Source organism: Planococcus sp. 11815 (assembly GCF_051096385.1).
GTDB lineage: Bacteria > Bacillota > Bacilli > Bacillales_A > Planococcaceae > Planococcus > Planococcus citreus.
Map to the genome: position 1 here is coordinate 2,435,249 of NZ_CP096991.1, position 25,012 is coordinate 2,460,260.

General features: G+C 50.1%; 22 protein-coding genes. 7 read left to right on the plus strand and 15 right to left on the minus strand.

The window, feature by feature from the left end; genetic code table 11:
- Positions 1-299 precede the first annotated feature (299 nt).
- A complete protein-coding gene (locus M1Q06_RS12330; protein ID WP_434399783.1) occupies positions 300-905 on the plus strand; it encodes a transposase in 606 nt (201 codons plus the stop codon).
- A gap of 188 nt (positions 906-1,093) precedes the next feature.
- Here the strand turns inward: M1Q06_RS12330 and M1Q06_RS12335 are convergent, their stop codons facing one another.
- The 4 genes from M1Q06_RS12335 to M1Q06_RS12350 all read right to left on the minus strand — a co-directional run bounded on the left by M1Q06_RS12335 (position 1,094) and on the right by M1Q06_RS12350 (position 5,971).
- Positions 1,094-1,642 (minus strand): DUF2179 domain-containing protein, encoded by a 549-nt coding sequence (locus tag M1Q06_RS12335; RefSeq protein WP_434399784.1) that lies wholly within the window; start codon positions 1,640-1,642, stop codon positions 1,094-1,096.
- 233 nt (positions 1,643-1,875) lie between these two features.
- Positions 1,876-2,664 (minus strand): glucosamine-6-phosphate deaminase, encoded by a 789-nt coding sequence (gene nagB, locus M1Q06_RS12340; RefSeq protein WP_434399785.1) that lies wholly within the window; start codon positions 2,662-2,664, stop codon positions 1,876-1,878.
- A 459-nt stretch (positions 2,665-3,123) separates the two neighbouring features.
- Entirely contained in the window at positions 3,124-5,385 is a 2,262-nt protein-coding gene (locus M1Q06_RS12345) for a cell wall-binding repeat-containing protein (RefSeq protein ID WP_434399786.1), read from the minus strand.
- Positions 5,386-5,749: 364 nt separating this feature from the next.
- On the minus strand, positions 5,750-5,971 hold the full coding sequence (locus M1Q06_RS12350) for a hypothetical protein (protein ID WP_121298107.1): 222 nt from the start codon (positions 5,969-5,971) through the stop codon (positions 5,750-5,752).
- A gap of 173 nt (positions 5,972-6,144) precedes the next feature.
- Here M1Q06_RS12350 and M1Q06_RS12355 point away from each other — a divergent pair, with 173 nt between their 5' ends.
- Entirely contained in the window at positions 6,145-6,882 is a 738-nt protein-coding gene (locus M1Q06_RS12355; protein ID WP_434399787.1) for a GDSL-type esterase/lipase family protein, read from the plus strand.
- 222 nt (positions 6,883-7,104) lie between these two features.
- Positions 7,105-7,929: an aldo/keto reductase gene (locus M1Q06_RS12360; protein WP_434399788.1), complete on the plus strand. Its 825-nt coding sequence runs from the start codon at positions 7,105-7,107 to the stop codon at positions 7,927-7,929.
- A gap of 152 nt (positions 7,930-8,081) precedes the next feature.
- Here M1Q06_RS12360 and M1Q06_RS12365 read toward each other — a convergent pair whose 3' ends face one another.
- The 7 genes from M1Q06_RS12365 to M1Q06_RS12395 form a co-directional block, all read right to left on the minus strand.
- The gene (locus tag M1Q06_RS12365; protein WP_434399789.1) at positions 8,082-8,414 is read right to left on the minus strand and encodes a winged helix-turn-helix transcriptional regulator; all 333 of its coding nucleotides are present in this window, start codon (positions 8,412-8,414) and stop codon (positions 8,082-8,084) included.
- 59 nt (positions 8,415-8,473) lie between these two features.
- Entirely contained in the window at positions 8,474-9,298 is an 825-nt protein-coding gene (locus M1Q06_RS12370) for a Cof-type HAD-IIB family hydrolase (protein ID WP_434399790.1), read from the minus strand.
- A gap of 223 nt (positions 9,299-9,521) precedes the next feature.
- Entirely contained in the window at positions 9,522-10,058 is a 537-nt protein-coding gene (gene hxlB, locus M1Q06_RS12375; RefSeq protein ID WP_434399791.1) for a 6-phospho-3-hexuloisomerase, read from the minus strand.
- Positions 10,059-10,077: 19 nt separating this feature from the next.
- Complete coding sequence (gene hxlA, locus M1Q06_RS12380) at positions 10,078-10,719, minus strand: 3-hexulose-6-phosphate synthase (RefSeq protein WP_434399792.1); 642 nt, start codon at positions 10,717-10,719, stop codon at positions 10,078-10,080.
- Positions 10,720-11,056: 337 nt separating this feature from the next.
- Positions 11,057-12,262 (minus strand): mannitol-1-phosphate 5-dehydrogenase, encoded by a 1,206-nt coding sequence (locus M1Q06_RS12385; protein WP_434399793.1) that lies wholly within the window; start codon positions 12,260-12,262, stop codon positions 11,057-11,059.
- A gap of 5 nt (positions 12,263-12,267) precedes the next feature.
- A complete protein-coding gene (locus tag M1Q06_RS12390) occupies positions 12,268-14,343 on the minus strand; it encodes a BglG family transcription antiterminator (RefSeq protein WP_434399794.1) in 2,076 nt (691 codons plus the stop codon).
- Between the two features lie 806 nt (positions 14,344-15,149).
- Positions 15,150-17,093, minus strand: a complete 1,944-nt coding sequence (locus M1Q06_RS12395) for a PTS mannitol transporter subunit IICBA (RefSeq protein WP_434399795.1) — start codon at positions 17,091-17,093, stop codon at positions 15,150-15,152.
- A 468-nt stretch (positions 17,094-17,561) separates the two neighbouring features.
- On the opposite strand from M1Q06_RS12395, the gene M1Q06_RS12400 reads away from it, so the two are divergent.
- Entirely contained in the window at positions 17,562-17,831 is a 270-nt protein-coding gene (locus M1Q06_RS12400) for a phosphocarrier protein HPr (RefSeq protein WP_101190995.1), read from the plus strand.
- Entirely contained in the window at positions 17,828-19,534 is a 1,707-nt protein-coding gene (gene ptsP / locus M1Q06_RS12405) for a phosphoenolpyruvate--protein phosphotransferase (protein WP_434399796.1), read from the plus strand. The genes M1Q06_RS12400 and ptsP overlap by 4 nt, the downstream gene beginning before the upstream one ends.
- A 131-nt stretch (positions 19,535-19,665) precedes the next feature.
- Here ptsP and M1Q06_RS12410 read toward each other — a convergent pair whose 3' ends face one another.
- From M1Q06_RS12410 to M1Q06_RS12425, 4 genes are all read right to left on the minus strand, one after another.
- On the minus strand, positions 19,666-19,836 hold the full coding sequence (locus M1Q06_RS12410; RefSeq protein WP_434399797.1) for a hypothetical protein: 171 nt from the start codon (positions 19,834-19,836) through the stop codon (positions 19,666-19,668).
- A gap of 139 nt (positions 19,837-19,975) precedes the next feature.
- Complete coding sequence (locus M1Q06_RS12415) at positions 19,976-20,386, minus strand: hypothetical protein (protein ID WP_434399798.1); 411 nt, start codon at positions 20,384-20,386, stop codon at positions 19,976-19,978.
- A gap of 794 nt (positions 20,387-21,180) precedes the next feature.
- A complete protein-coding gene (locus M1Q06_RS12420) occupies positions 21,181-22,599 on the minus strand; it encodes an alanine/glycine:cation symporter family protein (RefSeq protein ID WP_434399799.1) in 1,419 nt (472 codons plus the stop codon).
- A 228-nt stretch (positions 22,600-22,827) separates the two neighbouring features.
- Positions 22,828-23,346 carry a DUF6241 domain-containing protein gene (locus tag M1Q06_RS12425; RefSeq protein WP_434399800.1) on the minus strand — a complete coding sequence of 173 codons (519 nt, stop codon included), beginning with the start codon at positions 23,344-23,346 and terminating at the stop codon, positions 22,828-22,830.
- Positions 23,347-23,628: 282 nt separating this feature from the next.
- Between M1Q06_RS12425 and M1Q06_RS12430 the strand changes: the two genes are divergently transcribed.
- Entirely contained in the window at positions 23,629-24,405 is a 777-nt protein-coding gene (locus M1Q06_RS12430) for a hypothetical protein (protein ID WP_434399801.1), read from the plus strand.
- Positions 24,406-24,430: 25 nt separating this feature from the next.
- The gene (locus M1Q06_RS12435; RefSeq protein ID WP_434399802.1) at positions 24,431-24,904 is read left to right on the plus strand and encodes a VanZ family protein; all 474 of its coding nucleotides are present in this window, start codon (positions 24,431-24,433) and stop codon (positions 24,902-24,904) included.
- The last annotated feature ends 108 nt before the right edge of the window (positions 24,905-25,012 follow it).

Here is a 25,012-nt window from a genome sequence, read left to right on the forward strand (position 1 = left end):
GGCGAAATCCTTGTTATATCGGCATTTCAGTGGCCGTCTGTCCCTGTGTTACACACAATTCCACAGAAACCTTCGTGCCACACAAAATTCTATATACTATTTTTCACCCGTCGATTATACTAAACGTGAATATATCCTCTATAGAAAGAAGGGATTTTTATAAGCATTTTCTCCATTTCCTCTTACACACATTCAGCGCCCCGCAAAAGCTCTTCAACTACCACTTTTAATTCTCCTCCACAAGAAAACAGTTACCTAACTCCATTTGTCAACGTCCCCCAATCGGGCGGTGGCCTCACATGACGAGAAGACGCAATTTCAACCCGGATTCCTATTACCACGTCATTATGCGCGGCAATAACCGGCAGTCCATTTTCAACACAAAAGAAGATATGCTTGAATTGAAGCGGGCATTCTTGCATGTCCATCAGCATTATCCATTCAAGATTCTTGCTTGGTGCTTCATGTCCAACCACTATCATATTTTAATTAAACCGGAGCAAGATTCGCTCAGCAAAATCATGAGCTTGGTGAATCGCCGCTATAGTCATTCTTATAGCAAGCGTTACGGGCATCTCGGGCGCATCTACCAAAAGCGATATTTCGCCAAGGAAGTCGCTTCGCCGTACGGTTTATTGGTCGTCAGCAGCTATATCCATCGCAACCCCATCCAAACATCCACGCCTATGGTCAAGCGCCTGGCCCACTATCCGTATAGCTCGTTTCCGTACTATTGGAACGAGGATCTGCCGGCTCCGCCGTTTTTGGACCGCTCCATTCTATCCACGTTAATGCCCGAGCCTTTCGCACAAACCAACGCCGCCTATTGCTTATACTGCCTGAAATACAAGCAACAAGTGGACGAAGACAAGCATGTGGAGGAACTTGCCCCGCCGGAAATGTAGTGTGCGGCTGCAGGTTTTCGTCAAAGTCGCTATGTGCCATAAAAATGATAAAAGCCTCCATCCGTCTTTTGGGCGGATAGAGGCTTCTTATTTTCTGTTGAATTGTGTCTGACACAGGGACATTCGAGCAGAGAAATGCCTCTATACCTGGAATTCATCCCTGTGAATTGTGTGCAACACAGGGACATCTAATCACTGACCGTAATCGTCCGCTTTTTCAACGCACGGATCCAGAAACCGCCGTAGATCGTTTTCGCATCATAAGCAACGATGAACGCGTGGGGATCCAACTCTTTCACGATGCGGTAAAGCTCAGGCTCCTGTTTTTTTGGCATCAGGATCTGAAGCGAGCTGCGCTTCCCTTCGTAGCCGTTTGTCTCCCAATCCGTAACGCCATATCCTTTATCGCGCAATTGAATAGCCAGCCGCCCGCTGCTGTCCTGCGAAATGACATTCGCCGTCACATAGCCAAGGCTTAGTTTGTCTTCAATATTTGAACCGACGATGATGCCGGCCGCAAAACCAAACGCGTACGCCAATAAATTTTGCACATTCGCTAAATTGTCCAAGACCAGACCAAGTCCCAAAATGTTGATGATGACTTCGAGAATCGACAGGCCGGCCGCTGAATATTGATAACCCTTTACCATTAGAATCATGCGAATCGTCGACAAAGTGACAAAACTTAAACTGATACTGAAAATGATCAGCACCAATAATAAGGGATGTATTTCCACTAAATCTTCTCTCCTTCCCACATGCGAACGCTTCGCATGCGTTTAAAGCTTAATGACTTTTTCCCGATACGCATTGCAATAAACGCATGTGTCCCTTTTTGATTCGATGGGCATAAGTACTGTCTGGACAAGGGCTGAAAATGAATTTTTCCCATACAAAAAGCCTGGAAAGCAGCGCTTTCCAGGCTTTTAAATTGTGTCTTTCACAGGGACGCCCAGCGACCAAAACCCCGCTATATCAACATTTCTCCCCCATGAATTGCATCGTGCACAGGGACATTACCAAACGCAATACTGTCCAAGTACTGCAAAGCTGCTTCATCGGCAATGATAGTAGCGTTTTGATGCGTCTTTACTATCGACGCAGGAAATCCTTCATCAATTACCCCAAGCACCAAACGGCTTAAAGCTGTGCTTTTTGCCGCACCAGAGACAAGCAATAGAATTTCTTCGCTTCCCATAATGGTGGATATGCCCATCGTGATCGCCCGATTCGGCACCAAATCGAGACTTCCGAAAAACTTGGCATTCGCGGTTCTTGTAGCGAACGTCAATTCCACGACATGCGTCTTTGAATCGAATGGAGTTCCGGGCTCATTAAAGCCGATGTGGCCATTGCCGCCCAAGCCAAGAATCTGCAAATCCACCTTGCCGCTGTCTTGGATGAGCTTTTCGTACGCCTCAGCTTCTGCGAATTCATCCACCGCATCACCTTTTGGAAGGTGCGTATTCTTTTTATCGATATCGATATGGTCGAACAGCCGCGTATCCATATAGTACCTGTAGCTCTGGTAATCGTGTCCGGACAATCCGATGTACTCGTCTAGATTGAATGTCTGGACGTGTTTATAGGAAGTGCCGTTCATCACATGGTCGGAAATCAATTCCCGATACAATCCTTTTGGCGTGTCGCCTGTCGCCATCCCCAATTTGATTTGCGGATTTCGGTGAAGTTTATCGATGACATAGTCAGCTGCGATCCGGCTCATTTCGTTGTAGTCTGCGACTTTAATCAACTTCATGACAGCTTCTCTTTCCTTTCTTAAGCAAATGTCCCTGCCGTATCAAAGGCTATGCCCTCACTAGACAGAAGAACTTTTGCCTCTACTCAAGGAGTCCCAGCATATCGCCACGAATTCACTGTTTATCACTCTTCAGATTCAGTGCCATAATCATTGTTCCCGTTAAAATAAGCATACATTTTATGATAAATTTATGCTAATTAGAGACATTTTGTTGACGAAATGTTATTGCAATTTGTGAAATTATTTTGACTATACACAATTAAAATTCACTAAAAAAACGAAAGAAGAAATCCATCGCGATACTCAGCAGTTGTTATATCTGCCCAAAATAAAACGCTGTATCCATGAGCAGGATACAGCGTTTAAATTGTGTCTAACACAGGGACAAGCGAACGGAAAAACACCGCCGCGACAAAGTTCCTGCCCGACGAATTGTGTCTAACACAGGGACACTACTCACCGCCCAAGCATCCCTTTCACTCCGTCCGACACCGCGCCGGTGCCTCCGAAGATCGAGAAGCCATGATACACCGGCAGCTGCTGTTCAGTTGCTTTCGGGATGCGATCCGGGCGCACGAGCAAAATCGGCGCGTCGTTTTTCGCAGCCAACACAGAGCCCGTCAGCGCGTCCGGGAAGTCGAGTCCAGTAGCGATAAAGGCGCGGCTGTCGCCGAGCGGAAGCCGTGTCGCGACTTCGGAACCGGTGTCGTAGCGCGATTTGCCGCCGAATCGTTCGGCATCCGGCAACTGGGCGAACACTTCTTCACTGACGGCGCCGGTGCTGCCGATGACGTAGCTCGACGTATAGCGTTCAAGCGCGGTAGCGGTCTCGTTCGGCAAGGAGTCGCTGCGCGTCAGCAAAATCGGTATGCCGTTTTTCGCGGCATATGGCGAAACCGATAAAGCATCCGGGAAGTTCAATCCGCTTGCGACGACCGCACGCTCCGAGTCCAATTTCTCTGCGATCAACGCAGCGGTGTCATAGCGCGACTTGCCGCCGATGCGCTCAGTGGCAAGTCCCATGTCTTCTAGTTCCGTTTTCACTGCACCGGAAATGGCGATGCTTCCGCCGAGGATGATCGCCTTGTCAGCGCCAAGCCGTTCGATTTCTTCGCGCGTTCCTGAATGAAGTTCACCTGTACGCGTCAATAAAATCGGTGCATCTTCCAGGTAAGCGAGCGGCCCGCCAGCCAGTGCGTCCGGGAAATAGCCTGCAGTGGCGAGGACCACTGTGTCAGCCTCATCCCAGCCGGTTTGTGAAATCGCGATTGCCGTTTGATAGCGGCTAGTGCCGGATATGCGTTCCGGCATTTCTTCCGGCCCCGTTTCTTGCACGATAACTTCCAGCGCCTCGCTTTCATTGCCGTAGCGGTCGCGCACCAGTATCGTCAACGCGCTTCCCGCTGTTTGCTTCGGAATCGCCACGCTGAACGTGCCCGCTCCCGTGTATCCTTCTTGGCGCGCGATTTCACCGCCTTCATTATCAACAGTGATCACGGCGTCTTCTACGGGTTGATTCAAAGTGCCAGTGATTTCCGCCGAGCTTTCATAGACAGCATTCACTGACGGCTGTTCGATATCAAAAATCATCAAAGCCGCTTCCGCATCGACCCGGCCGTGGCCGAAATAAGGGTCTTTGCCGGCAGCGCCGAGGTCGACCGAGGTATCATACAGCCGCTGGGCGATTTCTTCATTCGTCAAATCCGGCTCGTTCGCTTTCACGAGTGCTGCGACCCCTGCCACGACCGGTCCCGCCATCGAAGTTCCGCTCATCGATGAAAAGCTTCCGCCCGCGATTGTCGACCAAATGCCGGTGCCAGGTGCCGTGATGTCTTGGTCAGCACCATAATTCGAGAACCACGAAATCCGGTCAGCACGGTCTGTCGATCCGACCGCGACAACGTTTTCGTAACCCGATGGATAATGCGTCTCGTCCGTGTCATCATTTCCGGAAGACGCAATCACCAATACGCCGCGCTCATGCGCATAGTCAATCGCCGCTTGATAGGACTCGCTCTTGTAATAATTGCCCAGGCTCATATTGATGATGTCCGCCCCGGCATCCGCCGCGTAATAAATGCCTTCGATGACATCGGACGAATATGCCTCTTCTCCTTCGAACACATCAATCGCGAGCACCCCAGCGTCTGGTGCAACACCCGCGCCGTAAGTCCGGTTATTATGTGCAGCGTTGATGATGCCCGCAACATGCGTGCCGTGGTCGTCTTCGCTTATGCTCGATGCTGTTGCATAGGAACTGACGAGTTGACCTTTCAAGTCTGGGTGGTCCAAATCGAATCCATTATCCAGAACGGCGACCAATACATCCGTCGTGCCCATCGTTTTCGTCCATGCACGTTCCGACCCGATCAATCCGTGATGATACTGGAATGAATAATAAGGATCGTTCGACACCGCCGTCGTCTTGAGCAAATGATCCGGCTCGACATTCGCCACGCCCGGCGCCGCGCCGAGTTCTTCTATGTATGCTTCTGCGCTTTGCCCTTTCGGCACTTCGACCGTCACCAGCTTATTGGCTGTATTGACCTCCAAAGCTTCGATTTTTTCCCCTGTCAATGCATGGCTGCGTGCTCCCGCCTCCAATTCAACGATGACGCGATCGGTCTCGACAGCATCATCCGCTGACACTGCTCCTGCCATATGCAAAACCGCCGCTCCCGTCAGCACAGTAATTCCGATTTTCTTAGATGTATTCACATTGTTGGCCCCTTCCATCTGTTCTCCGTGGCTGGTAAATTCCCGCTTATTGTAACATCTCTATTTTCCAATTAATAGTAATTCACTTTCTGTTTTGGAAATCATTTCATCTTTTAACATAGCTGTGGCGAGTCAAATTGTGTGCTGCACAGAGACAACCACCATCTACCAAGCCGCAAAAACCGCATCCCCTCGCCTTTTTGGCATTGGGAATGCGGCTGGAATTGTGTGGCGCACAGGGACAACTCACGCCGCCTGCTGTTCTTTTTCCACCGGTAATTGTGCCTGACACAGGGACATCCGAACGGTCAAACCCCGCCAAAACAAGGTTCCTGTCACGCAAATTGTGTCTGACACAGGGACATCAAGTCCGACGCCGACCCCCGAACACGATGCCAACCCCTCCGCCAATCACAGCCCCCACATACGCCGCCAGCTCATAACCTTCCAGTCCGGTATTTTCGTAAATATCCAACCCGCCTAAAAAAGTACCGCCGATGACCAGCCCGAGAAACGCGCCAGCAAACACCCCTGCAATCAATCCGATTATCCCGCCCGCCAATTTTGATCGGCCTCTATGCTTCACGCCCAGCCCTCCCTATACATCCTTTCTCCTTATGTTCTCTCCCCCGCCGATAATTCCTCCATTCCTTAAATCCGTGACAATCGGATTAAACGAATCATATGCGTTAAAAATAGATAGAATATTCGAACTACTAGTTTTATACTATAGCTGAATGAAGAGAAAGGGAGGGTTCTATGAAAAAGCTCATCAAAACCATCGTCGTTGTGTTGCTCGCAAGCCTGCTCGTGTCTCCAGGTGCCTTTGCCAAAAGCGACAACGCCAAAGAATCGCTCGTCGCAGTCGGCGATTCGATTCCATTCGGCTTGAATCTCGGCCAGACCAACCAAAATCCCGCGAAGACCAGCTATCCTTATCTAATCGGCAAGCTCGCTGATCTCCGGGTGCGCAACCTCGGCGTGTCCGGCTGGCAATCGGATCAACTGCTCGAAGCTTTGCAGAACGACCAGAAATACCGCCAAGCCATCATCCACTCGGATTACGTCGCCGTGACGATCGGCAATAACGATTTTCTCGCCATCCTGCGCGAAGCCGCAATCGAAAGCGGCGGCAATCAACCAGCGTTCCAGTATTTGCTTGCAGCGAAGCTCAACCAAAGCGACGTCTTCTCGAACATCCAGCAAATTATCACGGAAATCCGCACACTCACAGATTCACCGATCGTGCTCTATAATGTCTACAATCCGTTCCAGCTGACCGACTCGCTCCACTATATCGTCGATCCCATACTCCCGGACATTAACGATGCATTCGCCGGCCTTGCTTTCTCCAATGAAGACGTCTATCTGGCGGATGCTTACACAGCCTTCGGGAACAATCAAGCACTGTACGTCCTGCCGGGAGACATCCATCCGACAAATGCCGGCCAAGCGAAACTCGCTGAAATCGGCTTGCAATCACTCAGCCTGTACTAAGCGCATAATCCCCAAAAGCTGCCTCTTTCGGCAGCTTTTTTTGCGTTGAATTGAATTGTGTGGCGCACAGGGACGCCAAAACTACAAAACCCCGCTACAACCGCAATCACATACTCGAAATTGCATCTGACACAGGGACACCAAACAAAAAAGCTTATCCCCGCCCACTTCAGGGTATGATAAACATTGTTGTGACAAAACCCAAAAAAGGAGAAATGTCCCGTGAATCATGTAACACTAAATAACAAACTCAAAATGCCCCAACTAGGCTTCGGCGTCTGGCAAGTCGACAACGACCAAGCAGCCGATGCCGTAACGACTGCGCTAAAAACTGGCTATACATCCATCGATACGGCCATGATCTATAAAAATGAAGAAGGCGTCGGACAGGCGTTGAAAGAAACGTCTGTCCCGCGCGAAGATTTGTTCATCACCACGAAAGTCTGGAACTCTGACCAAGGCTACGACAGCACCTTGCGCGCATTTGACGAAAGCCTGGAGCGCCTCGGCCTCGATTATGTGGACCTCTACCTCATCCACTGGCCGACACCTGAATTCGACAATTACGTCGAGACGTATAAAGCGATGGAAAAACTATACAAAGACGGCCGCGTCAAAGCGATCGGCGTCTGCAATTTCCAACCCGAACATCTGCAGCGCTTGTTGGACGAGTGCGACGTGCCGCCTGTCCTCAACCAAATCGAATGCCACCCGTACTTGGCGCAAAATGACGTCAAAGAATTCTGCGCACAGCACGATATTTTCGTTGAAGCTTGGAGCCCACTCGACCAAGGCGGCGAAGTACTGAAAGACGAAGTGATCCAACAAATCGCTGAAGCACACAAAAAATCACCAGCTCAAATCGTCTTGCGCTGGCACTTGCAAAACAACACGATCGTCATCCCGAAATCCGTCACGCCATCACGCATCGAAGAAAACTTCAATGTCTTCGATTTTGAATTAAGCGAAGAAGACATGAACCAAATCAACGGGCTGGACAAAAACCGCCGCAAAGGCGCCCACCCGAACGAAATGAACGTCCGTTAAATTTTCCATAAGAAAAGCCCGTTCCTTTCCCGGAACGGGCTTTTCTCTACTTAAATTGTGTGGCGCACAGGGACATCCGAAGCTCCCAAAACCGAAAAAACCGCATCCCATCGCCTTTTCATGCGGTGGAATTTGTGTGGCGCACAGGGACATCACAAATTCCGCTCCATATACTCTTTGCCCCAGTCGTACATCGAATCGAGAATCGGCATCAAGCTCTCGCCTTGTTCCGTCAGCGAATACTCCACTTTCGGCGGCACGACCGGATATACTTCGCGGTGGACGATCAAGTGATCTTCCAGTTCACGCAGCTGGTTGACCAGCATGCGTTGCGTGATGCCCGGCATGAGTTTTTTCAACTCGCCGAAACGCTTCGTGCCGGATTTTCCTAAATGCCACAACACGAGCATTTTCCACTTTCCGCCGATGATGGAAAGGGTCAATTCTTTTTCACAATTAAATGTCTTCTCTCCCAAATTGGGCATTTACGTTCCCTCCATCGTTAGCGTATTTCGTTAATTGTTCGCTTTCTGGGATCTGCCGCTCACTGGCCAGATTCGACAGCGGCTGTCCGCGGTTCCAAGATGAATTTATTGAGCACATGCAGTACGCCTTCTTCGTTGTTCGACAAACTGGTGTAGTCCGCGAGCTCTTTTATCTCGTCGACCGCGTTGCCCATGGCGATGCCGAATCCCGCTGCTTTGACGAGGTCGGCATCGTTGTGGTTGTCCCCGATGCCGATGACTTCCGAAGTGTCAATGCCGAGATGTTCGGCCAAAAATTTCAAAGCGCTGCCTTTATTCGCTTCCGGATGCGTCACTTCAAGGTAGCGCAGTTTGGATTTCTCGATGCACGCCCCATTGCCTAAAACCGCTTTTAATTCTTCCTGCACCGGCGCGAGTGCTTCCGGTTCGTCGATAAACAGCAGCTTCATAAAGCCATTTTTTGCGAGCTTGAGCAGATCCGGTTCGATTTTATAGCCGACGCCGACTTCTTTGGAATACGCTCTGACTTGTTCGTTATCTACGGCACTGTAGAGCACATCGTCTTGATAAACCTGGATATGCATTTGCTTCTCCGCTGCCAAATGGATGCATTTTTGCGCGATCTCAAACGGCACGACACGCTCACGCAGCACTTCTCCGCTCGTCGCCGATTTGATCATCGCCCCTTGGTACGTGATCATCGGTGCATCGAGTCCCAACTCTAAGGCGATGCGCTGTGCGGACGGATACATGCGTCCCGTCGCAATCGTCACGACCACTCCGAGTTCTCTCGACTTTCGAATCGCTGTCATCGTATCCATTGTCACCGTCAACTCATCCGTCAGCAATGTTCCATCTAAATCAATTGCGATCATTTTATACATACACTTGCTCCTTCACATCAAAATAATTTCGTTGGCGGGCCTTTTATTATAATTAAGCACTGTACGAGCGGCTCGCCATTCATTTCAATCAACACTGCCCTGTCACCGCAGTTCTCCATTTCATCAATTTTGCACCTCTGTGAGCGAGTTGTCCAATAGGTAAGCTTGGCATGAAAAATAAGCTTGAGACGGAATCGCTTCCAGCCTCAAGCTTATTTCTGTTTTATTCCAAATTGGCGTGTGTGCCGAACATCGCATCGGCGGTAATGTGGTACTGCTCCATATACGTCAAAACGAGCGCGTCGTACACCACCAACAGCGATTGCTCGAACAACGAACCCATCGGTTGGATGGACTTGCCGCTCGCGCCTTCCGCTTTTGCTTGCGCCGGAATGGTGATGTGGAGATCGGCAAGCTTGCCGATTGATGAATCGGGATTGGTCGTTACCGCCGCGACCGTTGCGCCGATCGTTTTGGCTTTCTCGGTCATCGCAATCAAGCTGCCCGTTTCACCGGAACCCGAGCCGACGATGAACAAATCATTCTCCAGTAAACTTGGTGTCACCGTTTCGCCGACGACATAAGCGGTCAAGCCCATATGCACCATGCGCATGACGAACGCTTTCGCCATGAATCCCGAGCGGCCGCCGCCTGCGACGAAAATCTTGTCGACTTGCGCCATCGCAGTGACCAACCGGGATGCTTCTGCCTCGTCCACTTGCCCAAGTGTATGCGCAAGTTCAGCTGAAATTTCATTCATAAATCCAGAAGCGCTCAAGTTAAACCGTCACGCTTTCGTTCATCAGCGCTTTGATTTTCGCCGCTTCTGATTGCTTATCGTCTTTAGACGTGATGCCGCCCCCGACGATGATCAAATCCGGCTGCGCTTTGATCACTTCCGGCAAAGTTTCGAGCTTGATGCCCCCAGCAATCGCCGTTTTCGCATTTTTCACGACGCGTTTAATGGTGCGCAAGTCTGCGAATGAATCTTTGCCCTCTGCCTGCAAATCATAGCCTGTGTGGACGCAAATATAATCCGCTCCCAGCACGTCCAGTTCAGCGGCGCGTGTTTCGATGTCTTTCACGGCGATCATGTCGACCAGGATCTTCTTGCCGAGTTTCTTCGCTTCTTCGACCGCGCCTTTGATCGACGAATCTTCCGCCTGCGCGAGAATCGTCACGATATCCGCTCCAGCAGCCGCGGCATTGCCGACTTCATAAGCCGCCGCGTCCATGATCTTCACGTCCGCCAAGACCTCCAAGTGTGGAAACGCCGCTTTCACTTCACGTACGGCTTTCAATCCTTCTTTATTAATGACCGGTGTGCCCAGTTCCACGATATCGATCGACCCTTCAACTTCTTTGATCAATTCGATGGCTTGCGGAATGTCTACTAAATCCAATGCTAGTTGTAATTTCATCTATGTGTAGCTCCTCATATGCGTATTTTGATGCTTACCAAGTGTAAGTCCTTCCCTACATCTTGGGAAGTACGCACTTTAACCGCACATACAGACAAAAAGTATACCGTCACGTGCCGAATTGTGTGGCGCACAGGGAAGAACGGACAGCCAAATGCCGCTGTGACAGGGTTTCGACCCGCCAAATTGTGTGCAACACAGGGACAAGGAAGAATACTCCCCGCTGAAATTGTGTGGCGCACAGGGACGCAAACCACCACCCGCAACACAAAAACCGCATCCCGGCGCCGTTTTGGCCACCGGGATGCGGTTGGAATTGTGCGGAACACAGGGACACCTACTTCTTCATCGCCTCATACTGGCGCACAACTTCCTTAGCCAGTTCGCTGCCGGCTTCAAGCCCGCTGACTTCTGTCAATACGCGCTCCGGCCCGCCTTGTGCGATCATTTCCTGGATTTTCACCGCTTCTTCGTCTTCTGCATAATCGAACAACAAAGCCGCCGCGATCGCTTTCGCGAGATGCGAATACGCTAGCCCCGCTTTTTGCGCTTGTATAGCCGGGCGCACGAGGCGGTCTTCCGGGCCGAGCTTGCGGATCGGCGCGCGGCCGACGCGCGTGACGCCGTCGTTCAAATAGCTGTTTTTGAAGCGTTCGATGTTTTTATCGATATAGGCGAGGTGCTCCTGTTCGTCCAAGCCGTATTGCTTCACGAGGTACGCGCCCGTCTCTTTCAAAGTTTCGCGCACTTCCTGTTCGATTTCCGGATCCGCCAAAGTTTCATCGATCGTCGTTTTGCCGGCGAGATATCCATAATACGCGATGACCGCGTGCCCCGTATTGACCGTGAACAGCTTGCGCTCAATGAACGGCGCCAAGTCTTCGACAATCGTCATGCCGGACACGTGAGGAATGTCTTCAGTCGTCTCGACGACCCACTCGTAATACGGCTCGACCAAGACATCAAGCGAATGGCCTTCCTGGATCGGCACGATGCGGTCGACTGCCGAATTAAAGAAATACACTTTGCCCGCGAGATCCGCTTTCGCTTCGTCGCTCAAATGGCTCAAAATATGGCCTTTTAAAATATCGGTCGCGCCGATCTGGTTTTCACAGGCAATGATGTATAATTTTTCCGAACCCGCGCTCATGTCCGTCGCCACATCCAAGGCTGACGCCGGCACCAAATCCGGCCCCGTCGCTAAATTACCCTTGACGCGCGCTTCGATTCCTTTTGCGATTAACGGCGCGATGCGTGGCAAGATGTTCGGCCCGATCGCTGTCGTCAAATACGTCGCTTCCATGATCTTCGCAATGACCGCGTCTTCGTCTTTCATATTATTGATGCCCGACACATTCTCCACCAAGACGCTTTCTTCCGTCTCTTGCGCCATATTCACACGGTACTGGCCTTGTTCGTTCAATCCGTCGATAACTTGTTCTGCCACATCGACGAAACTGACGTGATAGCCGGATTCCGAGAACAACGCCCCGATAAACCCTCTGCCGATATTTCCTGCTCCAAAATGGATCGCTTGTTTCATTCCAATCATTCCTTCATCAAATTATTTTGTAAGTATTCGTAAAACAACTCTTCCAACTTGCCGCGGATGACGCCTTCATTCGACGACGAGAAAATCATCATCGCCGCTTCACTTTCAATGAGGCTCGAACTAATCAAGCTCATGATTTCCTGTTCGCGCTCGCTTAATTCCACCGGCGTCAGCATCAATAACAGATTCGTCATGTGCACGTCGCGGCCGTCCATCCCTTTGACCGCACTCGGCGTATCCAAATGCACCACTTGGAACAGCAACTGCCCGACCGATTCGTCTCGGCAATGAAACAGTGCCATATTGGTCCCCGGAATCCCGAGGCCGCCTTTCGTCTCACGGTCTTTTAATTGCCGCAACGTGCTCGCCGCATTCAGCAAACCGTCTGACTCCATCCCGTCCAACACATCCGAGAGCACCTGCCAATAATCGGTGCCGCGCATTTTCACGACCCCGAAATGCTCGAGTATCGCTTCCATGCCGGTCTGCACTTGCTTGATGTCCAATAGCAATTTCCGCAGATCCGGCCTATGCTTTTTGCCCACATCGCCATAATCCTCCGCCGGCAAATACTGCTTATTGCGCGTCACTTTCTGGATATTGTGCTGCAAGTAATTCTCGATATGGCTGATGTCCTGTTCATTCAAAAGCGGGCTCACCATCAAATAATCCACATCGGTCACCGGCAGGCGGATGGTCGAAATGACTAGATCGTAGTCCTCAAAATTCGCCGCCTGGAAATCGTGGATCGACAAAATCTTCACCGTATCGATTTCCGGCAGCTCTTTTTGGATGCGGCTCGCGAGCATTTTCGACGTGCCGATGCCGGTCGGGCACACGACGACTGCGTCGATCTGCACGCGCTCTTCATTCATCAATAAGGCCGAGCCGAAATGAAGCACGATAAACGCCACTTCATCCGCCGAGAACTCGAGGTCGTCAAACTCCGTCTCCAAGGTCTGCTTGACTGCGAGAAACAGCATCGGGTATTTCTTCTTGATCTCGTCGGTCAACGGATTGAACGATTCGAGCTTTTGCTTAAGCCGGAAAATGAGCGGCTCCATATGCGCTAGCAAGCCTTGGTACAAGGAGAAATCCTTCGTCAAATCGACGCCGAGCTGCCCCGACACATCGCGAATCATGTTTTTCACGAGTTTTCCAAGCAGCACACTATCGTAATACAGTACATTGGACGCCTGGATTTTCGAACCCTTCAACACCACCGCCAGAAACTCGATATCGCGCTCCGTCAATTCCACGCCAAGCCGTGCATGCAAATCTTCACAAATCGCTTCGATGACGTGGTAATCACCATTCGGTTCACTCATCGGCTCTTGCGCCCCCAGCAACAACCCGCTTTCGGTGCGCTGCAGCGCCAAAGCGAGATGAACGACCAAGCCGGTATAATCGCTGTCGGCCAAGCGGATCTGCTCGTCGCTGATGTGTTCACCGACCAATTTATTCGCCGCCGAGAGATAGTCCGGATTGAAATAACCGAGCACTTTGTCGTCCTGCGTCTTGCCGCGCTGCAAATAATACAGGCTTTCAATGAGCTCTTCGTAGAAATGAATGAGGAAATACGCCGCCAGCGCATGGCGTTTATGCGCTTCCTCACCTGCCACTTCCACACCGACACCGCGCTGGCGGGACAAAGTGACCGAGAACTTGCGCAGCCAATTGCCGAGTTCATCCAAATACGAAGTCAGCGTCGTCGTGCTGATGCCGAGCTGATTCGACAGCACCTGCTTTTTAAAAAACGCGCCTTCTTCCATTAAAATGATGAGCAAGCGCAGCTTCTTCTCCTCAGGCGTCGCTTCCGGCGCACTCGAGGCCGCAAGCTTCTGCATCAAGCGATAGATTTTTTCGTTATTGCCATCAATAAACAGCGCATCCGCCGCATTGCGCTTCATCGCGAGTCCGAACCCTTCCAATAGCTTATCCACCGATTTCAAATCCCGCTGAATCGTCCGCGCGCTGACATCGAGATACGTCGCCAAGGAATTGACCGTATGCTTCGCCGACATCCGCGTCACCAGCTCAATAATCGACTTTTCCCTAACCGTGACAAACATCCACTCACCTACTCCCTTGTCACCTTTCGTTGATGAAGACTTTGTTGAATCAAATATTTTTCTGTAAAGATTAATAGGAAACCGTGTTTTTCGAAGCTTACCGCTCGCTTTCCGTGGGCTCGCGTCCAAGCCTCCTCATTCGCTGCGCTTAGTGCGAAAAGACTTTGTTCCCCGCATCTGCTCCCACATCTGCATGGCAGATGCGTCGCAAATGAATGTGCTCAGCTATGCTTCACTCATTCATTTCTTGCGGGGTCTCGGCCGTCTCGCTGATCCACAGGAGTCGAGCGGACGCTTCTACAAACACTCTAATATCTCACTGAACATTTTGTTGTGAACTCTTACTCTTATGGCTATAAAAGCTTTTCAACGTTCTGTCTTCATTTTCTCACTACTATCCACATTCCGCAAAATAGCTCACTTTCCTCCTTTATCTCAATAAAGGTAGAAACACTCCAACATTATTCACACTAAAATGAAAGAGCGGAAGGCGGCGACTAATGAATAAGCGAAAGGACTTGAGCTTGTTCATTTGCGACGCATCTGCCCCGCAGATGTGGGAGCAGCAGCGTTTTAAACTGATTCATTGGTAAACAGGAAGCGGCTGAAACCGCGGGCAGCTGAAACCGCGACGTCCTGTCGCATCAGCTGCATGACCCGCATCCTGCAGGCCTAAAGCGTCCGCCTAGAGCGATTTCCCCACTAACATTTACTATATCTGTTTCCTTATTGATCTTGCTCACTTTGAATAAACCAAAGAAATAGCACAAAAAGGCAGGATTTCCCCTGCCTTTTCGTGGTGCTGATTATTTGCTGTTCAAGATGTCGAGCAGCTCTTTAGAGGACTTGGCGGCGACGAGTTCGTCGACGTTCGACTGCTCGGCGCAGATGACCGCGATGCCTGACAGGATCTCCAGGTGCGTGCCGTCTTTGCCAGCGATGGCGAAGATCAATTTCGCTTTCTCTCCGTCAAAGTCTACTCCGTCCGGAACTTGGACAACCGTGAAGCCGGATTTGATAACCGCTTTTTTCGCTTCTTCGGTGCCGTGCGGAATCGCGACATCATTGCCCATATAAGTCGTCGTGATTTCTTCGCGCTTCAACATTTCATCGACATACGATGGTTCGACGTATCCTGCTTTCACAAGCGCATCGCCTGCGAAGCGGATCGCTTCTTCTTTATTGCGGAAGCGTTTATTGATGAAAATATTGTCTTCCGTGAGTAGTGGAGCGTCGCCTTCATCACCAGTCGCTGCGTTCGCTTCGCTGTCGTCGACCAGTTCACTTTGCTCTTCTGTCACGCCATGTTTCATCCGCTCGATCAAGCGGTCGTATTCCGGGCTCGACAGGAAGTTATCGACTGAGATGTGATACGCATCCGGGCGTTTGTCTTTCGCACGCGGCGTCAATTTATCCTGCGTGATGATAATTTGTGAATCGGCAGGGATGGACGAAATCGCGCTATTGGTGACTTTGATGTGCATGCCCGCTTCTTTTACTTTCTTACTCAAAAGCGAGGCGCCCATCGCGCTCGACCCCATACCCGCGTCACACGCAAAGACGATTTTTTGGACATCGTCCGGGAACGTTCCAGCTGTAGAAGCCGTTCCTGCAGCTCCAGCGCTAGCGCCAAGTGCGCCCGCAACCGAACTCTTCTTGCCTTTCATTTCTTCCATGCGTTTTGTTGCAGCTTCGACGTCTTCATCTGAAGCTGTGTCTTTGCTGCGCTTCAAGATGATCGCTGAAATTAAGAACGAGACAGTCGCTGCGACCAAGATTGCCGTGAAGTTTGCGACATACGCCATGCCTTCAGGCGGTGTGACCGCGGCAATCGCGAAGATACTACCTGGTGATGCAGGGGCCATCAAGCCACCGCCCATCAAGACCAGTGTGAACACGCCGCTCATGCCGCCGAGGATGACGGACAAGAGAAGCATCGGTTTCATTAACACGTACGGGAAGTAAATCTCGTGGATCCCACCGAAGAAGTGGATAATGACTGCCCCTGGTGCCGATTGCTTCGCGATGCCTTTTCCGAAGAACATGAACGCGAGCAAGACGCCAAGACCAGGTCCCGGGTTCGCTTCGAGCAAGAACAGAACCGAACGTCCCGCTTGCTGGACTTGTTCAAGCCCAAGCGGCGTCAGGATGCCGTGGTTGATTGCGTTATTGAGGAATAAAATTTTCCCCGGTTCGATCAAAATACTGGTTAATGGAAGCAAGCCTGTTTCAAGCAACCAGTCAACGCCTGCGACCAATACTTGCGTCAACGCGCTGACGGCCGGCCCGATGCCGAGGTAAGCGAAGATCGCTAGCGCCCCGCCGATGATCCCGGATGAGAAGTTATTGACAAGCATCTCAAAACCGGAGCGGATCTTGCCTTCGATCAGATGGTCAAACTGTTTGATGACCCAAGCCGCAAGCGGCCCCATGATCATCGCGCCGAGGAACATCGGCGTATCCGGCGCCCCGACGATGACCCCCATCGTGGCAATCGCACCGATAACGCCGCCTCGCTGGTCGTGCACCAGCTTACCGCCCGTATAACCGATCAATAGCGGAAGCAAGTACGTAATCATCGGCCCGACGAGTGACGCGAAATTCTCGTTCGGGAAAAAGCCCGTTGGAATAAATAACGCGGTAATGAGACCCCAGGCAATAAACGCGCCGATGTTCGGCATGACCATCGAGCTCAGGAAGTTACCGAACTTCTGGACTTTCACTTTCACGCTTGAACGTTCTTCTGCCATTCCTTTCATCCTCCTTTTTTGGGCTCTTGCCCTTGTGCTTTGTTTGTTAATTCAGATTATACGCCCTTTGTGTAAGCGCATTCAATCTAATGAAAAACCAACTTTGTCGCCACTGTCCGGACAAGGCTGTCGTTGCCCTAAATTGTGTGGCGCACAGGGACGAATCAAGAGCGGAATCCTGCTGCGGCGCGAATCGCACACGCGAAATTGTGTGGTGCACAGGGACAGCTCCCAAACGCCCGGCGAATTGTGTCGCGCACAGGGACAAACCACCACAAAAACCCCGCTACGACGCGATTTCCACGCCCCAAATTGTGCCGTGCACAGGGACATGTCGCCGCCTCCACGACAACATTGTCGTTTTTGATCCCACCGCCGAACGGCTCCCGGCTATGCAATTTGCGCAGAAACTGTCATAATGAGGGGTGAATTCGCTTACATCTCAAACATCCTAAGGAGGAATTATTCATGGTAGAAAAAACATTCACAATCACAGATCCGGCAGGTATGCACGCACGTCCAGCTTCAGCACTCGTAGGTTCGTTATCAAAATTCCAATCAGACATCACGATGGAATTCAAGGACAAAAAAGTTAACTTGAAATCGATCCTCGGCGTTATGTCACTTGGCGTTCCTTCTGGATCACAAGTTCAGATCGCAGCAGACGGTGCGGACGAAGCGGAAGCGATGGAAACAATCGAACGCGTACTCCAAGAGCAAGGAATCTCGAACGCATGAGTCGCCTCTCCGGAATCGCAGCGTCTAACGGCATCGCTATCGCCAAGGCCTTCCGCCTGGAACATCCGGATCTGACAGTCGACAAGAAAAACGTGGCGGATCCACAGGCGGAGATCGAACGCTTCGGCTCAGCAGTGGATGAATCCATCGCTGAACTCGAAGTGATAAAAAAACGCACCGCAGAACAAATCAGCGAAAAAGAAGCGGACATTTTCGGGGCTCACTTGCTTGTCTTGCAAGACCCGGAATTAATCGGGCCGATCACCGACAAAATCAAAACCGACAGTGTCAACGCCGAATTCGCGCTTCACGAAACGTCTACAATGTTCGTCGACATGTTCGAAGCGATGGACAATGAATACATGAAAGAACGCGCCGCCGATGTGCGCGACGTCACGAAACGCGTGCTCGCCCATCTATTAGGCGTCAAGATCCAAAACCCGAGCTTGATCACTGACGAAGTCGTCATCATCGCAGAAGATTTGACGCCATCCGATACGGTTCAATTAAACCCACAATACATTAAAGGCTTCATCACCGATATCGGCGGGCGCACATCCCACTCCGCGATTCTCGCACGCACACTGGAAATCCCGGCGGTCGTCGGCGCGAAATCAGCGATGAGCTCTATCCAGAACGGCACGATCGTCATCATCGACGGCTTGGAAGGAGAAATCCTTCTTGACCCCGATGAAGCGACACTTGCCGAGTACAAAGAAAAACAAACGGCGTTTGCCGATCAAAAAGCCGAATGGGCCAAGCTGAAAAACGAGGCGACGCTCACGAAAGACGGTGTTGCAGTCGAACTCGGCGCGAACATCGGCACACCGAAAGACCTTACCAGCGTCCTTGAAAACGGCGGCGAAGCGATTGGCTTGTACCGGACAGAATTCTTGTACATGGGCCGCGACAACTTCCCTACCGAACAAGAACAATTCGACGCCTATTCCGCTGTCCTAAAAGGCATGGAAGGCAAACCGACCGTCGTGCGTACGCTCGACATCGGCGGCGACAAGGAATTGTCGTACTTGAAATTGCCGAAAGAACTCAACCCGTTCCTAGGTCTTCGCGCAATCCGTCTATGCCTCGAGATGCCGGACATGTTCCGCACGCAGCTGCGCGCACTTCTTCGTGCAAGCGTCCACGGGAATCTCAAGATCATGTTCCCGATGATCGCGACGCTCGATGAGTTCCGCGAAGCGAAAGCTCTTCTATTGGAAGAAAAGGCGAAACTCGAAGCAGAAGGCGTCGAAGTGAGCGATTCGATCGAAGTCGGCATCATGGTAGAAATCCCGTCGACTGCCGTCATGGCAGACACCTTCGCCAAAGAAGTCGACTTCTTCTCCATCGGAACGAACGATTTGATCCAGTACACAATGGCCGCCGACCGGATGAACGAATCCGTGTCATATCTCTACCAGCCGTATAACCCAGCCATCCTGCGCCTCGTGAAGACCGTCATCGACGCGTCCCACAAAGAAGGCAAATGGACCGGCATGTGCGGCGAAATGGCCGGTGACGAAATCGCCATCCCGATTCTCCTCGGCCTCGGCCTGGACGAATTCTCGATGAGCGCTTCGTCCATCCTAAAAGCCCGCTCCCAGCTAAGCCGCCTATCTAAAGCGGACATGGAAGGGCACACCGAACACATTCTCGGTCTCGCGACTTCCCAGGAAGTTGAAGACTACGTGAAAAACCTATAATGCAGAAAAAGCCGTGAACTCAAATGAGTTCACGGCTTTTTGAATTGTGTGGCGCACAGGGACATCCAAGCACCAGAATCCCGCTGCGACGCGGTTCTTCCCACGCAAATTGTGCCTAACACAGGGACAGCTTACACTCCACTCTCCACTTTTAGCGCCTTACGATCCACCGGCACATGCCACTGCGGAGCCAATTTCTCCAGCTTATACTGTTTATAGCCGTCAATATGTTCCTTATAAGTTTGCAAATAGGTTTTGTTCGGGATCTCCATTGTCATTTCTTCTTTTACAATCGCAGTCATCCGATTCATCCTCCTCGATTTTGATCCTTACAAGCATTGATCACGCGGCTACCAACTCATTTATTAAAAACATTGCTGTTGTTGCTAAAATAAATGCATATCTTCCCCCACAACAATAAACGGGATAGATTTGCCGTATTCACTTTTTTCGCGGAAGCACATGGAGCGCATCCGTCAGGCGTTCAACAAAATCAGGGAACTCTTCTTTTGAAGTAATCCGAAGTGCATGCTGTCCGTCTTCTACTGACAAACGTTGCGAATAACTCGTCGGCAGCAAAATCGGATGTTCAATGAGCGCTCGCGTAAAACTTGGCAATTGCTCAACCGAAAGCAGGATCGTTGCCTCGTTCAGCCCCTCCTGCTCATCCCGATACAATTGAACGGAAACGCCGCGGTCGAGTGGCAATCCGATATACAGCTGAGGAACTTGATGGCCTGCGATTTCAGGCGCACTGCCAATCGGGCAATTATGCGATTTCTCTACCGCTTGTGCGGCCTTTATCTTGGCTGTCTTGTCGTCTAGTGAAGTCACCTGCTGGGTGTTCATCATGTCAACCATTCCTCCGCTCGATTTAATCGATTTACCAATGAAAGCTTCTCCCTTACGAACACCAATAAATAATTAAAAATCAATTATTTATCATAATTGATACTTCGTATAACTAATAACACTACAATAAACCTACATTAAGCGCCAAAATATGTAAAGTAGTCTATGAAAATTCTCATAATTCAGATATTTTTTTGCTTTTCTTATATACTTTTAATGGAAGATAAATAATTTGTTTTTGTCTTAAGAAAAAATCAACACTCAACACAATCCACTGTTTCCAACGGTTTCCACGCTTCCTCTTTTCGCCGTTTCTCAATAAATACCCCACCCGGTTACCATTAAAAAGCAAATCGCAATAATGATTTTTCGAAACTTTTTTCGCATATTTTCAATGAAAATATCTATAGTTGCCAAACAATATCTATTCACTTTAATTTATAAACATTCAAAACCGATTCAGTCTTCTCTTGTATCGACGGTATCTCCTCACTCCTTCCTTATTCATCGAGTGCATAAAAGCTCCCGTTTTATTCTCTTCTATTTCCAACTACTTCTAGGAATAAAAGAAAAATATACTTCAGCAAATAGTGCCGCATTCGGCTAAGATCGATGAATAATATCATGCCAATAGAAAAAGCCTTGAACTCAATCGAGTTCAAGGCTTTTTACGCTGAATTGTGTGACGCACAGGGACATCCGAGCAGCAAAATCCCGCTGCGATGCGAATCGCGCATCCGAAATTGTGTCATGCACAGGGACAAACCCAATGCACAGGGACAAAATCGAAAACTCTACGACTCATACCCTTCTCTAACCGCTTTCTGGCGTTTCGCCCGTTTCTTCACTTTCCGATCTTTTCTATAATACTCATCCGAGGTAAAGAACTCGTTCTTCAACTCTTTCACTTTGTTGCTCAACAGTAAAATCGCGATAACGTTCGGGATGAGGATCGCGGCGAGCATGATGTCGAGGAAGCCCCAGATGACTTCAGCTGCACCGACTGCGCCTAAAATGACGGCGAATATGTATACCACTTGCATGCCGTATGCCGCTTTCAGGCCGAACAAGAACTCTGCTTGCTTCGCGCCGTAGAACACCACGACCAGAATCGTCGAGAGTACGAAGAAAATAAGGGCGATTGTTACGAGAATGGCACCGAAATCACCGAAAAACTCTTCAAATGCCAAGCTTGTCAACGCCGATGAGTTTTCCATGGCGCCTTCTTCTGTCCATACGCCAGAAGACAAAATAACAAACGCTGTCGCCGTACAAACGATCAAGGTATCCACAACTACACCAATGACGGCCCAGAAGCCCTGGCGCACGGGATGGTCGGTCGTCGCAGCTGCGTGTGCGATCGGTGCTGTCCCAAGTCCCGCTTCGTTGGAATAAAGACCGCGGGCAAAGCCCCAACGGATAATTTCCACAATCGCCGCACCGGCAAATCCGCCCACGACAGGCGCCGGAGAAAAGGCGTTGCTAAAGATCAACATAAAGAATTCCGGTACAGCTTGGACGTTCATCAACAAAATGACAACCGCTCCGCCGACATAGAACAAAGCCATGAACGGTACGAAAATCTCCGTCACTTTACCGATGCGCTTGATGCCGCCGAAGACGACGATCGACACGAGCACAGCTGTCGCGATGCCCGTCCACAATACCGGTACATTGAATGTCGCTTGCACCGTATTCGCGATGGAATTCCCTTGCACCATGATGCTCGGAATCAATTCGATCATCAACGCGAACGAGAACCAGACGCCGAGCCATTTCATGTTCAACCCTTTCTTCATATAATACATCGGCCCACCGACAAATTCGCCGTTGCCGTTTTTCTCGCGGTATTCAACCGCCAGCACGCTTTCCGCGAATTTCAGTGCCATGCCGATCAATGCGATGACCCACATCCAGAAAATCGCGCCCGGTCCACCGAACATGATCGCTGCCGGGACCCCGACGATATTCGCCGCACCGATTGTCGATGACAGCGCAGACGTCAATGCTTGGAACGGCGTGACCGTCCCTTCGCCTTTTGGCCTTCTGAAAATACTGCCGAAAGTCTGTCCTACTATGTAACCGAAATAACGAAACTGAAAAAATCCTAATTTAAACGTCATATAAAGTCCAGAAACCAATAACAATGTTATGAGCGGGATGCCCCATATCCATGCTGAAAACTCAGCAATCCCCTGCAAAAATCCTTCCAACTGCTTTCCCCCTATATTATTTCAAGATATGAAATAATTCCCCGCCTGCCTAAGGATTAAACAGAAATCAGGGAGTTTTCTAATAAATTTAGAAAAAATCGGCAATTAAGCCCATGCTGCTATCACCTATTTAATACAATAAACCTTCCCTAAAACACAAAAGCCCTGGACTCCATCGAGGAATCCAAGGCTTTCGTCTGATAGCTTATGAAATTCAAATACATTTGATCAACGGAAATTATTCTCCACGTACTCCGCTTCCTGTTCTTCTGACAACAACCCCGTCGCGCGTCCGACCGTACCATTGTGCCATTCCCAGATGGTGTTGTGCACATTGACGGCATTGGAGAAATTGCCTTCTTCCCAAGCGCTCAAGCTTTGCTCATAGAATTCGTACTCTTTATAAGCGCCTTCGTTAGCCCGTAAGATTTTTAACATTTCATCGATGCGCTCCGGCGTCATTTCGATCGCCCCCCGCTTTTCGGTCGCTTGGATTTTTTGATGCGTCATTTGGTGAAGATGAATCTGGAATTCACCTTCACTCAAGCCCACAGTTTCAACAAGCTCATTCGCTTTAGGTGCTTCAGTATCTTCCCCTTGTTGCAGCTTATCTTCAGCTTCCTCTGCAGCCTTGGAAATTTGCTGCTCATCGCTCGCGGTCAAGCTCTTGTACGCCCAATATCCAGCTCCCGCGAGTATAGCTAAGCTCACCAGGAGGATAATAATCGTTCGTAATACAGTTTTCAAATAGACACGTCCTTCCTTTCAACGGCAAATTCATTCCGCCAAAAGCGATTTAAAACAAGCAAGGACTATTATACAACAAAAATCCATGAAATGCTGTACTTCTCCTACCTTTCTTCCTATTCGATTTAATTTTCATATTACTCCAGCACTTCTATTCTTACATTTATTAAAAATTAAGCCAGGTTCTTGTTAATGAACATACCTCAAAAAGCGATATTCTTGCTATAATTTAAATAGGCATTTATACATAGACATCATTTTCATCAGGAAAGGACTTTCCCCATGACCCAACCCAAACGCAAACGCCTGATTATCGGCATCATCCTCGTGGCACTTTCGCTTCCCTCCATCACGCCGATGCTCATGGAAATCGCATACAAGATCGAAATGGACACGCGCTACTACATCGACGAGTTGAACGCTGATTACGCCGGTGCTCCGGATGATGCCAATTACTACGGGAATATCATCCGCGCCTCGCACATCACAACCGGCGAGCCATATTTTAACGCCTGGGACGATTTGGTCCACCCGAGCGACATCCGACTCACCGTCAACGGCGAAACGGTCGAGACACTTAAGGACTATCCGGTCCAATTGCTTGAATACGAAGAACTCGCCGTCGAAGGCCTCGACCGCTATAATGGCGCCATCACGTACTGGACCGTGGAAGACAAGTTCACGGACAAGGATTTCTTCGCCATCACGATCTCCCGGAACGGCTACGATATGCGCTTCCACCGCGACGGCGAAGTGATGCCCGGCTATGTAGACATGGAAGACCGGGAGTTCAAGCTCATCAAGATCGCAAAGGACGGCGCCGTCTCGGAACAGCTGTTCACCTTCGAAGACAAATCCAAGCTGCAGACGCAATTGATCACCGAAGACTTCATCGGGCCGATCAATTATTACTTGCCCCCGGGCTATTACTACCCGTCGTTGTTGTATCCGCTGCTCTACCCATGGGTCACGGCAATCGCCGGGCTGGGCTTGATTCTTCTCAATTTACCTTATAGGGCAATGAAAAGACGAGATACGAAAGACGAGCTAATCAACTAACATCTATTGCGGAAGGAACCATGACATGAAAGCCAAATACATCCCGGTCATCCTGTGGGCATTATGCATCTTGGTCGCCACCAATAATTACAATTTCACGGCGCTGTTGGCGAACGACATTGACTTCAACATCCGCCTGTTCCCGAACCTGTCCGACCTATTCATCACTAGCGACATCCATCTCGACAGCAAGCTCTACGTGTTCCAGAAAACCGGTCACGCTTTATCATTCGGCATTTTATATTTACTCATGAATCAAGCCGTCAAAGAACGCCACGTCGCCTTCGTGCTATGCAGCTTGTTCGCCTTTTTCACCGAGTTCCTGCAGCTGTTCTTTGAGCGCAGCGGCAGGCTCGTAGATGTCCTGATCGATATCGCAGGCGTCTACGCGGCATATCGATTAAGTATCTATGTAAAAGCACATGGCGGCATCGTTCCCGCTTTCTCTCATGCCACACAGACAATATCCAATGTCTTAAAAGACGACAAAACCCATTAACGGAACACAAAAAGCCGAAAATCTCGATACGCCGAGATTTTCGGCTTTTCTGCCTACTGCGTAGTAACAATTCGATTGGTATCCGTCTCTGTCAAAGCTCCAGCTGAT

Excerpts from the sequence above, each read along its gene's own strand:
- M1Q06_RS12365 (WP_434399789.1), bottom strand. The coding sequence starts at position 8,414 with ATGCCCAATTTGGGAGAGAAGACATTTAATTGTGAAAAAGAATTGACC.
- M1Q06_RS12435 (WP_434399802.1), top strand. The coding sequence starts at position 24,431 with ATGAAAGCCAAATACATCCCGGTCATCCTGTGGGCATTATGCATCTTG.
- M1Q06_RS12395 (WP_434399795.1), bottom strand. The coding sequence starts at position 17,093 with ATGGCAGAAGAACGTTCAAGCGTGAAAGTGAAAGTCCAGAAGTTCGGT.
- M1Q06_RS12370 (WP_434399790.1), bottom strand. The coding sequence starts at position 9,298 with ATGTATAAAATGATCGCAATTGATTTAGATGGAACATTGCTGACGGAT.
- M1Q06_RS12330 (WP_434399783.1), top strand. The coding sequence starts at position 300 with ATGACGAGAAGACGCAATTTCAACCCGGATTCCTATTACCACGTCATT.
- nagB (WP_434399785.1), bottom strand. The coding sequence starts at position 2,664 with ATGAAGTTGATTAAAGTCGCAGACTACAACGAAATGAGCCGGATCGCA.
- M1Q06_RS12430 (WP_434399801.1), top strand. The coding sequence starts at position 23,629 with ATGACCCAACCCAAACGCAAACGCCTGATTATCGGCATCATCCTCGTG.
- M1Q06_RS12385 (WP_434399793.1), bottom strand. The coding sequence starts at position 12,262 with ATGAAACAAGCGATCCATTTTGGAGCAGGAAATATCGGCAGAGGGTTT.
- hxlA (WP_434399792.1), bottom strand. The coding sequence starts at position 10,719 with ATGAAATTACAACTAGCATTGGATTTAGTAGACATTCCGCAAGCCATC.
- M1Q06_RS12355 (WP_434399787.1), top strand. The coding sequence starts at position 6,145 with ATGAAAAAGCTCATCAAAACCATCGTCGTTGTGTTGCTCGCAAGCCTG.
- M1Q06_RS12415 (WP_434399798.1), bottom strand. The coding sequence starts at position 20,386 with ATGATGAACACCCAGCAGGTGACTTCACTAGACGACAAGACAGCCAAG.
- hxlB (WP_434399791.1), bottom strand. The coding sequence starts at position 10,058 with ATGAATGAAATTTCAGCTGAACTTGCGCATACACTTGGGCAAGTGGAC.
- M1Q06_RS12390 (WP_434399794.1), bottom strand. The coding sequence starts at position 14,343 with ATGTTTGTCACGGTTAGGGAAAAGTCGATTATTGAGCTGGTGACGCGG.
- ptsP (WP_434399796.1), top strand. The coding sequence starts at position 17,828 with ATGAGTCGCCTCTCCGGAATCGCAGCGTCTAACGGCATCGCTATCGCC.
- M1Q06_RS12400 (WP_101190995.1), top strand. The coding sequence starts at position 17,562 with ATGGTAGAAAAAACATTCACAATCACAGATCCGGCAGGTATGCACGCA.
- M1Q06_RS12410 (WP_434399797.1), bottom strand. The coding sequence starts at position 19,836 with ATGACTGCGATTGTAAAAGAAGAAATGACAATGGAGATCCCGAACAAA.